General features: G+C 58.9%; 12 protein-coding genes, 1 tRNA gene and 1 other RNA gene. 9 read left to right on the plus strand and 5 right to left on the minus strand.

Translation table 11 applies throughout. The features are described from left to right. Nucleotides 1-13: 13 nt before the first annotated feature. The 6 genes from pal (at nt 14) to pnuC (ending at nt 3916) form a co-directional block, all read left to right on the plus strand. Nucleotides 14-529 (plus strand): peptidoglycan-associated lipoprotein Pal, encoded by a 516-nt coding sequence (gene pal / locus SERRSCBI_RS06015; protein ID WP_004939853.1) that lies wholly within the window; start codon nt 14-16, stop codon nt 527-529. 9 nt (nt 530-538) lie between these two features. Continuing rightward, the gene (gene cpoB / locus SERRSCBI_RS06020) at nt 539-1333 is read left to right on the plus strand and encodes a cell division protein CpoB (RefSeq protein ID WP_004939852.1); all 795 of its coding nucleotides are present in this window, start codon (nt 539-541) and stop codon (nt 1331-1333) included. A gap of 178 nt (nt 1334-1511) precedes the next feature. After that, nucleotides 1512-1587 (plus strand) — tRNA-Lys (locus tag SERRSCBI_RS06025). 76 nt (nt 1588-1663) lie between these two features. After that, a non-coding RNA gene (locus SERRSCBI_RS23975) (RtT sRNA) lies at nt 1664-1788 on the plus strand. Between the two features lie 320 nt (nt 1789-2108). Continuing rightward, nucleotides 2109-3170 (plus strand): quinolinate synthase NadA, encoded by a 1062-nt coding sequence (gene nadA / locus SERRSCBI_RS06030; RefSeq protein ID WP_015376982.1) that lies wholly within the window; start codon nt 2109-2111, stop codon nt 3168-3170. A gap of 20 nt (nt 3171-3190) precedes the next feature. After that, nucleotides 3191-3916, plus strand: a complete 726-nt coding sequence (gene pnuC / locus SERRSCBI_RS06035) for a nicotinamide riboside transporter PnuC (RefSeq protein ID WP_033652339.1) — start codon at nt 3191-3193, stop codon at nt 3914-3916. 35 nt (nt 3917-3951) lie between these two features. On the opposite strand, the gene zitB is transcribed toward pnuC, so the two are convergent. Genes zitB through SERRSCBI_RS06050 form a run of 3 tightly spaced genes read right to left on the minus strand, consistent with a single transcriptional unit; the run spans nt 3952 to nt 8716 of the window. Then, the gene (gene zitB, locus SERRSCBI_RS06040; protein ID WP_033652340.1) at nt 3952-4914 is read right to left on the minus strand and encodes a CDF family zinc transporter ZitB; all 963 of its coding nucleotides are present in this window, start codon (nt 4912-4914) and stop codon (nt 3952-3954) included. Continuing rightward, entirely contained in the window at nt 4914-8114 is a 3201-nt protein-coding gene (locus tag SERRSCBI_RS06045; RefSeq protein ID WP_042783866.1) for a transporter substrate-binding domain-containing protein, read from the minus strand. Before SERRSCBI_RS06045 ends, zitB begins: the two co-directional genes overlap by 1 nt. Next, a complete protein-coding gene (locus SERRSCBI_RS06050) occupies nt 8111-8716 on the minus strand; it encodes a response regulator transcription factor (RefSeq protein ID WP_042783867.1) in 606 nt (201 codons plus the stop codon). Before SERRSCBI_RS06050 ends, SERRSCBI_RS06045 begins: the two co-directional genes overlap by 4 nt. A 212-nt stretch (nt 8717-8928) precedes the next feature. Between SERRSCBI_RS06050 and aroG the strand changes: the two genes are divergently transcribed. The 3 genes from aroG to SERRSCBI_RS06065 all read left to right on the plus strand — a co-directional run bounded on the left by aroG (nt 8929) and on the right by SERRSCBI_RS06065 (nt 12477). Further along, nucleotides 8929-9981, plus strand: coding sequence for a 3-deoxy-7-phosphoheptulonate synthase AroG (gene aroG, locus SERRSCBI_RS06055; RefSeq protein ID WP_025301893.1), 1053 nt, complete (start codon nt 8929-8931; stop codon nt 9979-9981). A gap of 260 nt (nt 9982-10241) precedes the next feature. Further along, complete coding sequence (locus SERRSCBI_RS06060) at nt 10242-11432, plus strand: YjgN family protein (protein WP_042783868.1); 1191 nt, start codon at nt 10242-10244, stop codon at nt 11430-11432. Between the two features lie 7 nt (nt 11433-11439). Then, the gene (locus tag SERRSCBI_RS06065; RefSeq protein ID WP_042783869.1) at nt 11440-12477 is read left to right on the plus strand and encodes a M48 family metallopeptidase; all 1038 of its coding nucleotides are present in this window, start codon (nt 11440-11442) and stop codon (nt 12475-12477) included. A gap of 46 nt (nt 12478-12523) precedes the next feature. Here the strand turns inward: SERRSCBI_RS06065 and gpmA are convergent, their stop codons facing one another. Together gpmA and SERRSCBI_RS06075 are read right to left on the minus strand one after the other, a co-directional pair. Next, complete coding sequence (gpmA, locus tag SERRSCBI_RS06070) at nt 12524-13276, minus strand: 2,3-diphosphoglycerate-dependent phosphoglycerate mutase (protein WP_016928714.1); 753 nt, start codon at nt 13274-13276, stop codon at nt 12524-12526. A gap of 216 nt (nt 13277-13492) precedes the next feature. Next, nucleotides 13493-13840 carry a PsiF family protein gene (locus SERRSCBI_RS06075; RefSeq protein WP_033652343.1) on the minus strand — a complete coding sequence of 116 codons (348 nt, stop codon included), beginning with the start codon at nt 13838-13840 and terminating at the stop codon, nt 13493-13495. Nucleotides 13841-13889: the final 49 nt, after the last annotated feature.

A 13889-nucleotide genomic window follows, 5' to 3' on the forward strand; every position in this document is an offset into this window, starting at 1 on the left:
AAGGATCAAAGAAATGCAACTGAACAAAGTGCTGAAAGGGCTTCTGCTGGCACTGCCAGTTCTGGCTGTAGCAGCTTGTAGTTCTAACAAAAGCGCGAACAACGACCAATCTGGTATGGGCGCTGGCGCCGGCACTGGTATGGAAAACGGCAGCAGCAACCTGTCTTCCGAAGAACAAGCTCGTCTGCAGATGCAAGAACTGCAGAAGAACAACATCGTTTACTTCGGCCTGGACAAGTATGACGTAAGCTCCGAATTCGCTCAGATGCTGGACGCGCACGCTGCATTCCTGCGTAACAACCCGTCTTACAAAGTGACCGTTGAAGGCCACGCTGACGAACGCGGCACGCCGGAATACAACATCGCTCTGGGTGAGCGTCGTGCTAACGCCGTTAAAATGTACCTGCAGGGTAAAGGCGTTTCCGCTGACCAGATCTCTATCGTTTCTTACGGTAAAGAAAAACCAGCAGTACTGGGCCACGACGAAGCGGCTTATGCTAAAAACCGTCGTGCCGTTCTGGTTTACTAAGAGAATCGCATGAACAGTAACTTCAGACGTCACCTGTTGAGTCTGTCGTTACTGGTTGGCGTAGCGGCCCCTTGGGCCGCTACTGCCCAAGCGCCAATCAGTAATGTCGGCTCCGGCTCGGTCGAAGACCGCGTCACCTCGCTTGAGCGCATCAGCAATGCTCAAGGCCAGCTTTTAAACCAACTCCAGCAACAACTCTCTGACAATCAACGCGACATTGATTCTCTCCGTGGGCAAATCCAGGAAAGCCAGTATCAGTTGAATCAGGTCGTTGAACGCCAGAAGCAAATCTATCAACAGATGGATAGCCTCAGCCAGGGCGGCGCTCAGAGCGCCTCTGCGGCAGCGGGCGCTGCCGGCGGGGCAGCCGCAGGCGCATCTTCCGATGCGGGCAGCAGCGCGCCTGCAGCCGCTTCTGCAACGCCGAGCGGCGGTGATGAGAACAGCGACTACAACGCCGCTGTTTCTCTGGCGCTGGAAAAAAAACAGTATGACCAGGCGATTTCCGCCTTTCAGTCCTTCGTAAAACAGTACCCGAAGTCTACTTACCAGCCCAATGCCAACTATTGGCTGGGCCAGTTGTTCTACAACAAGGGTAAAAAAGACGATGCGGCCTACTATTTTGCGGTGGTGGTGAAGAATTACGCTAAATCACCGAAGGCGCCGGACGCCATGTACAAGGTGGGTATCATCATGCAGGAAAAAGGGCAGGCTGATAAAGCCAAGGCCGTGTTCCAGCAGGTGATTAAACAATACCCAACCAGTGCGGCGGCCAAGCAGGCGAAAAGTCGCGTAGGCGGTTAACGGTTAGAAAAATGAGCCCAGAAGTTAGTCGATTTGACCGATTTCTGGGCTCATTCGCGTGAAGAACAAGCAGTTGAACGCATCGGTAAAAAATTTAGGTTGCGCTGCCAAGATAAATTAGTAATATATGCCGCCGTTGCCAAGACATCTTGCAAGATGTTAAAGCGGCAGGGAAATTGGGTCGTTAGCTCAGTTGGTAGAGCAGTTGACTTTTAATCAATTGGTCGCAGGTTCGAATCCTGCACGACCCACCAATTCAGAAAAAAGCGCCTTTTGGCGCTTTTTTCGCATCTGCGCCTACCTGGCTCTGCCTTTATCTTCTTGCTGACATAGCCCACTGAGTCGTGCGGGTGAGATCCTGCGTTCAGGTTCGAGCATCGCGCAGCGATACGACAACGCGCAGCGTTGCCCGTAGGGTGAGGCCACAGGCCGAATCAATCCTGCACGACCCACCCATTCAGAGAAAAGCGCCTTTTGGCGCTTTTTTCGCCTCTGCAGCACCCCAACCTGAATCCCTGCTTTCTCGTTTCAACTCTGCGCCAATCGGCATCCGGGTCTTCCTTGGGCGTTATGCGTCTTCGCCAGGCCATTATCCGCTGTGTTCTGCGCGGCTCATTCCAGTTTTTTAATCTATTAAACACTAAGTGCGCAAATTTGAAAATATCAGCGGACTTTTCGCGCAATTTTAGGTATTTTGTTTAGTATATAAAACGAAGGGCGTTGCGGCAGGCGATATTCAAATGGCAGGCGCCCAGCCTAGCATGAGATTGCAGCGATGAGTGAAATGTTTGATGTCAACGCGGCGGTGTATCCTTTCCCGCCCAAACCGGTACCGCTGGACGTAGCGGAAAAAGCCTTTTATCGCGAAAAGATCAAAACCTTGCTCAAGCAGCGCAATGCGGTGATGGTCGCCCACTACTATACCGATCCGGAAATCCAGGCGCTGGCGGAAGAAACCGGTGGCTGCGTGGCGGATTCGCTGGAAATGGCGCGCTTCGGCAGCGCCCATCCGGCTTCCACGTTGTTGGTGGCCGGCGTGCGCTTCATGGGGGAGACCGCCAAGATCCTCAGCCCGGAAAAACAGGTGCTGATGCCGACCCTGTTTGCCGAATGTTCGCTTGACCTGGGTTGCCCGGAAGAGGAGTTCCATGCGTTTTGCGACAGCCATCCCGATCGCACCGTGGTGGTCTATGCGAACACCTCGGCGGCAGTCAAAGCGCGCGCCGACTGGGTGGTGACCTCCAGCATCGCCGTCGAACTGATCGAGCATCTGGATAGCCTGGGCGAGAAAATTATCTGGGCGCCGGATCGCCATCTCGGCAGCTACGTGCAGAAGCAGACCGGCGCCGACGTGCTGTGCTGGCAAGGCGCCTGCATTGTCCATGACGAGTTCAAGACCCAGGCGCTGCGGCGCATGAAGGCGCTCTATCCGCAGGCGGCTATCCTGGTGCATCCCGAATCGCCTCAGGCGGTGGTCGAGCTGGCGGATGCGGTGGGGTCTACCAGCCAGTTGATTCAGGCGGCGAAAACATTGCCGCATCAACAGCTGATCGTTGCCACCGATCGCGGTATCTTTTACAAGATGCAGCAGGCCTGTCCGGACAAGGAGCTGTTCGAAGCGCCGACCGCCGGAGAAGGCGCGACCTGCCGCAGCTGCGCGCATTGCCCGTGGATGGCGATGAATGGCCTGAAGGCGATTGCCGAAGGTCTGGAGCAGGGGGGCGCACAGCATGAGATCCACGTGGACGCTGCGCTGCGTGAAAAGGCGCTGGTGCCGCTGAACCGCATGCTGGATTTCGCCGCTCAGCTTAAGATGCAGGTTAAAGGCAACGCTTAACCGTTTAAAAGGATGACCTCATGAGCTTCTTCAGTACCAGCAATATTCTGGTGCACATTCCGCTTGGCGCGGGCGGTTACGATCTGTCGTGGATCGAAGCCATCGGCACGCTGTTCGGATTGCTGTGCATCTGGTACGCCAGCAAGGAAAAAATCGTCAACTACCTGTTCGGCCTGATCAACGTCACGCTGTTCGCGGTGATTTTCTTCCAGATCCAGCTGTACGCCAGCCTGCTGCTGCAGCTGTTTTTCTTCGGCGCCAATATTTACGGTTGGTATGCCTGGAGCCGCCAGACGCAGGATAATCAGGCTGAGCTGCAGATCCGCTGGCTGCCGCTGCCGAAAGCACTGGCTTGGGCGGCGGTGTGCGTCATCGGCATTGGCCTGATGACCTTTAACATCGACCGCGTGTTCGCCTGGCTGACGCAGATTGCGGTGGCGGTGATGCAAGGGCTGGGGCTGAACGTACAGATGCCGACGCTGCAGCCGGACGCCTTCCCGTTCTGGGATTCGGCGATGATGGTGCTGTCCATCGTGGCGATGATCCTGATGACGCGCAAGTACGTGGAAAACTGGCTGCTGTGGGTGGTGATCGATGTCATCAGCGTGGCGATCTTCGCTTACCAGGGCGTTTACGCGATGGCGCTGGAGTACGTCATTCTGACGTTGATCGCGCTGAACGGCTCCTGGCTGTGGATCAAGAGCGCCGGGCGCAACCATTCCAATCCGTTATCTTCCGCTCCGTAACAACGCAGAGGGCGCCGTGATGGCGCCCTCTTGGCTTAGTGGCGATGCCCCAGGTGCGAATGCGCTTCGGCATGTGAGTGTTCACTCGGCTCCGGCGCCCGATTGATACCGCAGTCCGGCGTCTCGCAGTGCCGGTACTCCATCTGAATGGTCACGTGGCCGATCTTGTAGTGTTGCAACAGATAAGCCTGGATGCGTTGCAACAGCCCATCGTGGTCATGTGGCGGGATCACCTGCGCATGCAGCGTCATCAGCTTCTGTTCGCCGATCTGCCAGACGTGTACGTGGTGGATATTGCGCACTTCCGGGATGTTCAGGCACAGGTCTTTTTGCAGCTTGGCGATATCGACCTCCTGCGGCGTGCCTTCCAGCAGCTCGTGGAAGCTCTCCTTCAGCAGCCGCCAGGCGCTGCGCAGCACCAGACAGGAGACCAGTACCGACAGGATCGGGTCAATCGGCGTCCAGCCGGTGGCGAGAATAACGATGGCCGCGACGATAGCGCCCACCGAGCCGAGCAGGTCGCCCAGCACATGCAGCGCGGCGGCGCGCACGTTGATATTTTTCTCTTCGCTGCCGCGATGCAGCAGCCAGAAGGCGAACAGGTTCGCCAGCAGCCCCGCTATGGCGATGATCAGCATCGGGGTACCCATCACCGGCTGCGGTTCGAAGAAACGCCGTATCGCCTCCCACAGGATGAATACCACGATCACCAGCAGCGCCGCGGCGTTGAGGAAGGCCGCCAGCGTGGTCAGGCGGAGGTAGCCGAAGGTGTGGCGCGCGTTGGGCTTGCGCTGGGAGAAGTGCACCGCCATCAGCGCCACCAGCAGCGCGGCAGCGTCGGTCAACATATGGCCGGCGTCGGCCAACAGCGCCAGCGAGCCGGACAACAGGCCGCCGACCACCTCGGCCACCATAAAGACGGCGGTGACTAAAAAAGCGGTCAGTAGGCGTTTACTATTACTGTCTTTCGGCAGGTGTACGTGTGGAGTGTCCGACATTATTCATCCTTATGCATAGCGAAAGAGGGGGCGGCGGCGAGCAGAGCGTCCAGCTCCGGTTCTATCTGCGCCACTAACGCCTTTAATTTAGTATAAGCGGCGGCGGCAAGCTCGCCCCGACGTGCGGTATCCACCAGCTGTTGGCACAGCTGCGCGGCTTCCGGCAGCTGCAGCATCAGCAGGCTGCCCTTGATGCGGTGTGCCGCCTGCTCCAGGCGAGGCCAGTCGTTCGCGGCGACGGCGTCCGCGAGCCGCTGCCGGTCTTGCCGCAGCGTATCGCCGAGCGTCTGCGCCAGCCGCTGCAGCATGGCGCGATCGCCGCCCGCCATGTCGGCCAGCGTTTGCCGTAGGTCAGTAAGGACTGACTTTTCTTCCTGAGCCTGCGGTTGCTGAGCCAATACCTGGCCGATCGCCGTCAGCGAAATCGGCTTGGTCAGGAAGTGATCGATCGCCACCAGCCCCGGCGGGATGCGGGTAAACTCCTGCACGTCCGCCGAACAGAGCACGATGCGGCAAGGTGGGCGCTGCAGCCGCTGTTCGTCGCGCCGGATCAGCCTGGCCAGCGTCAGGCCGTCCGGGCGCGGCATGTTATAGTCGATAAACAGCAGGTCAAACGGCTGCCGGCGCTGGGCCTTCAGCAGCGCATAGCCTTGTTCGAAGCGGGCGGGTTGCTGCCCGAAGTGGCGCAGTTGGCGTTCCAGCAGCAACAAATTGGTGGGATGATCGTCGATCAGCGCGGTACGCAAGGCGGAAGACGGCAGAGCGAAGGTGTGCTCCTCCTGAGCGCCAGCCGGCGCGTCGCCGCTCAGCTCGACCGGTATCACTACCTCGACGCGGGTGCCGACGCCCGGCTGCGAGTGCAGCTCTATGCGGCCGCCCATCTGTTCGACGATTTCTTTGCAGATAGACAGGCCCAAACCGGTACCTTGCACCGAGATGCGTTGCGCGCCGCGCGCGCGGTAAAACGGTTGAAACAGCTTGCCTACCTCATCGGCGGCGATGCCGCAGCCGCTGTCGTTCACCGTTAACTGCAACTCTCCCCGTCGTTCATCCTGCGCGCGCCAGCCGACCTCGACCTGAATGGTTCCGCGCGTCGTGAACTTTATCGCATTGTTTATCAGGTTGTTAGCCACCTGAAGTAAACGCTCACCATCAATGACCACCGCCTCCGGCAGCGCCGGATCTGCTGTCACCTTCAACGTCAACGGCCGTTCGCCGATAAGCGGCCGGTAAAGGGCGTCAATACGCGCGACCCAGGGGCGCAGCGCCACCGGTTTTGGCGCCAACGTCAACGCCCCGGTTTCCAGTCGGGCGTGATCCTGCAGGTCGTTGAGCAGGTTGAGCAGCGATGAGGCCGAACTGTAAATCACCGGCAGGCCTTCCGGCGCCGGTTGGCGTTTGAGCTCCAGTTCCAGCAGGCCAAGGATGGCGTGCATCGGCGTGCGCAGTTCATGGCTGACGGTGGCGAGGAATTTGCTCTTCATGCGGTTTTCCGCTTCGGCGCGGCGGCGCGCCTGCTCGAGCTCTTCGCGTTCGCGTTTTTCACGGCGCTGCAGCATGAAACGGCGCAGCGTCAGCGCCAACAGCAGCACGGTGGCGGCGGCCAACAGCGCCAGCAGCCAAGTGGTCTGCGACGGCATGCGGTTGTCGTTCACCGCGTCGATAAGGTTGCTGCGGTCGACGATCCACTCATCGCGCAGCGATTGCAGGGTATCCGCCGGGATCTGCATCAGGTTCTTATCGAGGATCGCCAGCAGCAGCGGCTGATCGCGGCGTACGCCGAAGGCTACCGGATAGGGGATGTTGTTGGCGGCGAAGGCCAGTTTGATCGCGCCGGAATAGCGCGACAGCGCCAAAAAGTTGGCGGAAATGACGTTATCCACCAGCGCATCCAACTGGCCGTTGGCCAGCGCGTCGTACATCGACTTGCTGTCGGCGAAGCTGACGGTCTGTTCCTGCTCCGGCACCAGCCCCTGAGCCAAATCGCCCTGCAGCACGCCGATGCGCTTGCCGGCCAGATCGCTCCAGGTCGAGACGCCGTTGGCATACTGGCCGACGTAAACGCCCCACAGCGAACGGTGGATCGGCATACTGGCGCCATAGCGCGCCTTGACGCCGCGCGCCAGCGGCAGGGCGGCGCGGAAGCTGGCCTGGCCGGATTGCACCAGCTGATCGGCCTGCTCGGCGTTGCGCGCCCACAGCGGCGCGAAACGCAGCCCGGTGTTTTGCGCGATGATGTTGAGAATATCGATGGCGTAGCCGCGCGGCTGGCCGTCGGAACCGCGGTAGGCGAACGGGAAGTTGTTCTCGATGGCGGCGTAGTAAACCACGCGGTGGCTCGCCACCCAATTCTTCTCCATCGTCGTCAGATCGGCATTGCCGGTATCGAGGTAGCTGGGGATCTTTTTGCTCCAGCGGCTCTGCAGGGCATTCATCAGTTCCATCGGCGCGTCGGCGATGGCGGTGTCCAGTGTTTCTATCAGGCGCGGATCGGCGGCGGCGAACACGAAGGACAGGTTGCCCAGGTTCTCGTTGCTTTCAATTTGATAGAGCTGGCCGAGCTGCAGCTGGTCGATGATAAAGCTGGCGCTGGCCTCGTCGGCGATAAAGTAGTCGCTGCTGCCGTTGAGCAGCGAATAGACCGCCTGCAGGTTGTTGTCGTAGCGCTGGATCTGCGACGCCACCGCCTGCAGGGCGCCGCCGGACTGCATGTCGGTCAGCGCGCCGATCGCGACGCGGGCGTTGGCGGAATTGAGCATCACCGGCCTATCGTTGCTGCGATCGCGCAATACGCGCAGGTTGCTGATGTAGTAAGGCTGGGAGATCTCCAGCCCGTGCAGCGCTTCGCTCTGCGGGATGCCGTACAGCAGATCGACCTTGCCGTCGTGCAGCGCCTGTTCCAGCTGGGTCAGGTCGGCGAAGCCGTAAATGGCGAAGCGGATGCCGGTCACCTGCTGAATGTAGCCGAGGTAGTCGGCGTTCAGCCCATACAGATCGTCGTCCACGATGATGTTGTACGGGCTGGTGTTCTCACTGATGATGCCGACGCGCAGTGTGCGATCGCGCCAGGGATTTTTCTCGCCGACGATCAGCATATTCTCGGGGGTATTGAGGTTGCTGACCAGCTGATAGCGCACCGGCTCCGCCGCCTGCGCCAGGCCGCACCACAGGATCAGCAGCAGCAGGGCGCGGCGCATCATGGCGCCAGCTCTTTAAACACCGCCACCAGCTCCAGCAGGTTGCCGGCGCCGGTTTTGCGCTGGATGTTTTTTTTGTGCGTGCTGACAGTCTTGTTGCTGATGTGCAGCCGGTCGGCGATCTGCAGGTTGGACAGCCCCTGGCTCAGCAAGCCCAGCACCTCGAGTTCCTTAGGGGTGAGCAGCCCGCCGTCCGCCGTCGGCGCCTCTTCGGCCAGCGCGGCGGCGGGGAAGCTGATTTCACCGTCCAGCACCTGCTCTATCGCCTGCACCAACTCCGCCAGTGAGCTGCCTTTATTGACGAAACCGTCGGCGCCGGCGGCATGCGCCATGCGCGCATAGACATCGGCTTCCTGCGCGGTGTAGATCAGGATCTTTTGTTGCGGATAGCGGCGGCGGATTTTTTTCAACAGCTGCAGCCCGTCGACCTGCGGCAGGCCGATATCCAGGATCACCAGGCCGAAAGCGGCCTCGGCCAGCAGGGTCAGCGCCTGTACGTCATCCTGCGCCGCCTGCAGGCGGTAGGGGCGGGATGATTTCATTAGCGCCGCTTCCAGTGCGACATGAACCACCGGGTGGTCATCAACTAATAGCAGAGAGGGCATGTTCAACTCGGGTCACTTTATATTCTGATCGCTAGCATAGCGAAAAAGGAGGCTCTGCGCTCGCCAGATGAAACAGCACAATCTGCTGTTAATTTGGCGGTTCCAGCGGCGGGGGGCAAAGGTGATTTACAGCGCCATTCTCACAGGCTAGATTGTTGGGATCTACACCGTTACGCACTGCGAAATACCCCACGATACCGAATGGAAAAGCTATGAATTACCAAAACGACGATTTACGCATTAATGATATTAAGGAACTCCTGCCGCCGGTGGCTTTGCTGGAGAAATTCCCGGCCACTGAACGCGCGGCAAAGACGGTGTCCCAGGCCCGCAGCGCAATTCACAATATCCTCCGCGGCAGCGACGATCGCCTGCTGGTGGTAATTGGCCCTTGCTCCATCCATGATACCCAAGCCGCCAAAGAGTACGCGGGGCGCCTGCTGGCGCTGCGTGAAGAACTGAGCGGCGAGCTGGAAGTGGTGATGCGCGTGTACTTCGAAAAACCGCGCACCACCGTGGGCTGGAAAGGCCTGATCAACGATCCGCAAATGGACAACAGCTTCAACATCAACGACGGCCTGCGCCTGGCGCGCAAGCTGCTGGTGGAGATCAACGACAGCGGGCTGCCGGCCGCCGGCGAATTCCTCGACATGATCACGCCGCAGTACCTGGCGGATCTGATGAGCTGGGGCGCCATCGGCGCGCGCACCACGGAATCGCAGGTGCACCGTGAACTGGCCTCTGGTCTCTCTTGCCCGGTCGGCTTCAAGAACGGCACCGACGGCACCATCAAGGTGGCGATCGACGCCATCAACGCCGCCGGCGCGCCGCACTGCTTCCTGTCGGTGACCAAATGGGGCCACTCGGCGATCGTTAACACCAGCGGCAACGGTGACTGCCACATTATCCTGCGCGGCGGCAAAGAGCCGAACTACAGCGCGGCGCATGTGAAGGACGTCAAAGCCGGTCTGAGCAAAGCGGGGCTGCCGGCGCAGGTGATGATCGACTTCAGCCATGCCAACAGCAGCAAACAGTTCAAAAAACAGATGGACGTGAGCGCCGATGTTTGCGGGCAAATTGGCGGCGGTGAAAAAGCGATTATCGGTGTAATGATCGAAAGCCACCTGGTGGAAGGCAACCAGAGCCTCGAAAGCGGCGAGCCGCTGGTTTACGGCAAGAGTGTCACCGACGGCTGCATCGGCTGGCAGGATACCGAAACCGTGCTGCGCGATCTGGCGGCGGCGGTGAAAGCGCGCCGCGGTTAATCGCGTAAAGAGGGGCTCGCCAGCGGGCCCTTTTTCTATTTACCTTAAAATTTTATATCTCCTGTCAATTTAAGGCCTACAGTCAATAGGCTTATTAAATCATTAGGCGGCCGTATTCGCATTATTCCTATTTAATAAAAGAATAATTGTCACCGCTCTCGGCATTGTGCTTATATAAGACGCTTTTTTTATTCCATAAACCCCGCAGGCCTAATAAGTGGGGAGTGGTATGACCTTATTCCTTTCAGGATGAAAGAATTATGACAAACAATACCTCGCAGCCGCTGGGGCTGCACCGGATTAAATTCCATGGGAAAGGTGGTGAGTACTTCGCTATTTGGTTAGTCAACGCGTTATTGACCGCTCTGACCCTGGGCATCTATTCCGCCTGGGCGACGGTGCGTCGTCGTCGCTATTTTTACGGCAACACGGAATTGGACGGCGATCGTTTCGATTATCATGCGCAGCCGCTGCAAATTCTGAAAGGACGGCTGTTGGTGATCGGCGGCATCATCGTATTTTATTTCCTGCTGGCGGTGACGCCATTGCTGGGGCTGTTGGCGCTGCTGGTATTGCTTGCCCTGTTGCCGTGGATTGTTATCCGCAGCTGGCGCTACAATGCGATTATGTCGAGCTATCGCGGCGTGCGCTTTAATTATGTCTGCCGCACCGGGCGCGCCTATTGGGCTTTGCTGTTCTGCCCGTTATTGCTGATTATCGGACTGTATGTCGGTCTGATCGTCTTGCTCGGCATTGGCAGCGGTCTTGGCAGCATCAACGCCATCGCATTTATGCTGGTGCTGACGCTGATTTTGGCTGTGCCGGCATTTGCGGCGGTAAACGGCATTATTAGCGCACTGCAGCATGATTTGTACGTTAATAACCTGTTTTTCGGGAACACGCCGTTTATTGCCGAACTGAAGAAATCGGCCTTTATCAAATTTGCCTTGATCGGCCTGCTCATATTCCTGCCGTTCATGTTGGTCGCGCTGGTGTGCATCGGTTCGTTCTTCTTTACCCTCTATCAGATGGTGTTGATGGGCCTGTTGACCAACGAAGCCATCGATGTGCTGGTGCTGGACAATATCAGCAGCCTTCTGCTGATGATGGTGGTGCTGCTGATCGGTGCCCTGGTGGCCAGCAGCTACCAGGTTGTCGCCCAACGCAACTACCTGTTTAACCAGGCAAGGCTGAACGGCGACATCAAGCTGCATTCCTCAATGAAAACGCTGCCGTACATGGGATTGTTGATCACCAATACCCTGATTACCCTGTTCTCGCTCGGTTTGGCGGCGCCGGTGGCGGAAGTGCGTCATGCCCGTTATCTGGCGGCGTGCACGGCGGTTGAAGGCGATCTGGCGCTGCTGGAAATTACGGCGCATCAGGAAACCGCCAACAGCGCGGTGGCCGAAGAAGCGGTGCAGGCGCTGGATCTGGGCGGCAGCTTCTGAGGCGCCGATGATCCTTGAAGGCGCTTATCAGTTGCCGGGGCGGGCCGCACGTGAGGCGGCTCGTCTGCTGGTGAACGAAAGCGGCGAAGGCGTGACGCTGCAGCGGCAGGATGAACAGCGTTACATCCCGCTGACGGACATCACCGTTTCTGCCGCGCTGGGCAATATTCCGCTGACGCTCACCTTCAAGGGGGGCGGGCGCTTTGTGCCCGACGACGACGCGGCCTTTCGCCGCTGGTTCTATCAGCGCCGTTCGCCGGGGTGGGTGCATCGCCTGGAACGCCATAAACGCGGCGTCGCCCTGGCGCTGCTGATGACGCTGCTGGCGGTAGTGGCTTACGTTTACGTGGTGCTGCCGTGGGCGAGCAGCGAGATCGCCATGCGCATCCCCACCTCGGTGGAACAGAAGCTGGGCGAACATACGCAGACGTTCTTGGAGCAGAGCGGCTTCGCGCCCTCGGCACTGCCGGCCGAGCGGCAACGGGCGCTGCAGCAGCTGTTCCGGCAGGTGATGCCGGCCGACATGCGCCAAGAGCGCACGCCGCTCTCGCTGAAGTTGATGGCGGCGCCCGGCGCGCCGAACGCCTTTATGTTGCCGGACGGCACGCTGGTGCTCAGCGATAGCCTGGTCACCTTGTCGAAAAACGACGATGGCTTGGCGGCGGTGATGCTGCACGAAATGGGGCATCACGCTTATCGCCATCCGATGCGCATGTTGGTGCGCTCGTCACTGGTGGCATTGACGCTGATGTGGATGACGGGTGACGTCAGCGGCATCGGCGACACGTTGCTGCAGTCCGCATCCTTCGTAAATGAGATGCAGTTTTCTCGCGGGATGGAGCGTGAGGCGGATGCGTTTGCGATAGCGGAAATGCAGCGCCAGGGGCGTTCGCTGGCGGAAATGGCGGCGATCTACCGCGCGTTGGCACAGGCGCCTGAACGAGAAAAGACCGATGACTGGGCGCTGCCTGCCTGGCTCAGCACTCATCCGGCGATGCAGGAACGGCTGGATGCGGTAAATGAGGCGATGGTGCAGCAGAAATAAAAAAGCCCCCGGTGAAAACCGGGGGCTTTTTCGTGAACGGGCGAAATTACTTCGCTTTACCCTGGTTCGCCACGGCCGCCGCTTTTGCAGCGATCTCATCGGCGTTACCCAGGTAGTAACGTTTGGTTGGTTTGAAGTTCTCGTCGAACTCATACACCAACGGCACGCCGGTTGGGATGTTCAGCTCGAGAATTTCGTCTTCGCTCAGGTTATCCAGGTATTTCACCAGCGCGCGCAGCGAGTTGCCGTGCGCCGCAACGATCACGCGTTCGCCGCTCTTGATGCGTGGCAGGATCTCTTCGTCCCAGTAAGGGATAACGCGATCGATGGTCAGCGCCAGGCTTTCGGTCAGCGGCAGCTCTTGCTCGCTCAGTGAAGCGTAGCGCGGATCGTGGCCAGGGTAACGTTCGTCTTCTTTGGTCAGCTCCGGCGGGGTCACCGCGAAGCCGCGACGCCATTGTTTTACCTGCTCGTCGCCGTATTTTTCAGCGGTTTCCGCTTTGTTCAGACCCTGCAGCGCGCCGTAGTGGCGTTCGTTCAGCTTCCAGGATTTTTCGGTTGGCAACCAGGCCTGATCCAGCTCGTCGAGGATGTTCCACAGGGTGTGGATCGCGCGCTTCAGTACGGAGGTGTAAGCGAAGTCGAAAGTGAAACCTTCTTCTTTCAACAGCTTGCCTGCTGCTTTCGCTTCGGTGCGGCCCTTGTCGGACAGATCAACATCATACCAACCGGTGAAGCGGTTTTCTTGGTTCCACTGGCTTTCGCCGTGACGCACCAGAACCAGCTTAGTTACAGCCATAGCTTAACTCCTTAATAATCTGACATTTCAATGATAACGAAAATCATTATATTGCCGCGGGCCGGGGCTCGGCAATCGATAGTGTCTAACCATAGCCAATTTCTTGCCGCAAAGTAAGGGCTGGAGAAAGGAAAAAGCTGAATCGTTCAGCCTGAGGCGGAAGGGGGAGAAACGGCGCGTCGGAATCGCTTCGGACGCGCCGTGGCAGAGGGAGAATCAGGCCGATTTTTTCAGGCAGTTGCTCATGAAGGTTTTACGCGCGTCGCCCTTCAGATCCTTGGTCTTGGCGTCGGCGTTGCAGGTTTTCATCTTCTGCTGCTGCGGCGTCAGGGTTTTGCCCGTCGCAGCGGCGCCTTCGGATTTCAGACAGGTGCTCATAAAGGTGGAGCGATCCGCGCCTTTCAGCGACTTGGTGGATGCCTGCTGGTTGCAATCGGTCATGCGTTTCTGTTGGGCCGCCTGCGCCGGCGAAGGCGTTTTCGTCGCCGTCGTCGCGTCGGCCGCCATCAGATTGGTGCTCAGCATTAAGCCCGCCAGCAATGGAAGTGCAGTAATCAGACGCATAGGTGTTCCTTCAGCTATTGATTGGCCGCCATCGGCCGAAAATTGTGAC

This window comes from Serratia sp. SCBI, assembly GCF_000747565.1.
Classification (GTDB): Bacteria; Pseudomonadota; Gammaproteobacteria; order Enterobacterales; family Enterobacteriaceae; genus Serratia; species Serratia ureilytica.

Bases quoted from the DNA above. Each gene is read 5' to 3' on its own strand.
- pal (WP_004939853.1), top strand. From the start codon at position 14: ATGCAACTGAACAAAGTGCTGAAAGGGCTTCTGCTGGCACTGCCAGTT.
- cpoB (WP_004939852.1), top strand. From the start codon at position 539: ATGAACAGTAACTTCAGACGTCACCTGTTGAGTCTGTCGTTACTGGTT.
- nadA (WP_015376982.1), top strand. From the start codon at position 2,109: ATGAGTGAAATGTTTGATGTCAACGCGGCGGTGTATCCTTTCCCGCCC.
- pnuC (WP_033652339.1), top strand. From the start codon at position 3,191: ATGAGCTTCTTCAGTACCAGCAATATTCTGGTGCACATTCCGCTTGGC.
- zitB (WP_033652340.1), bottom strand. From the start codon at position 4,914: ATGTCGGACACTCCACACGTACACCTGCCGAAAGACAGTAATAGTAAA.
- SERRSCBI_RS06045 (WP_042783866.1), bottom strand. From the start codon at position 8,114: ATGATGCGCCGCGCCCTGCTGCTGCTGATCCTGTGGTGCGGCCTGGCG.
- SERRSCBI_RS06050 (WP_042783867.1), bottom strand. From the start codon at position 8,716: ATGCCCTCTCTGCTATTAGTTGATGACCACCCGGTGGTTCATGTCGCA.
- aroG (WP_025301893.1), top strand. From the start codon at position 8,929: ATGAATTACCAAAACGACGATTTACGCATTAATGATATTAAGGAACTC.
- SERRSCBI_RS06060 (WP_042783868.1), top strand. From the start codon at position 10,242: ATGACAAACAATACCTCGCAGCCGCTGGGGCTGCACCGGATTAAATTC.
- SERRSCBI_RS06065 (WP_042783869.1), top strand. From the start codon at position 11,440: ATGATCCTTGAAGGCGCTTATCAGTTGCCGGGGCGGGCCGCACGTGAG.
- gpmA (WP_016928714.1), bottom strand. From the start codon at position 13,276: ATGGCTGTAACTAAGCTGGTTCTGGTGCGTCACGGCGAAAGCCAGTGG.
- SERRSCBI_RS06075 (WP_033652343.1), bottom strand. From the start codon at position 13,840: ATGCGTCTGATTACTGCACTTCCATTGCTGGCGGGCTTAATGCTGAGC.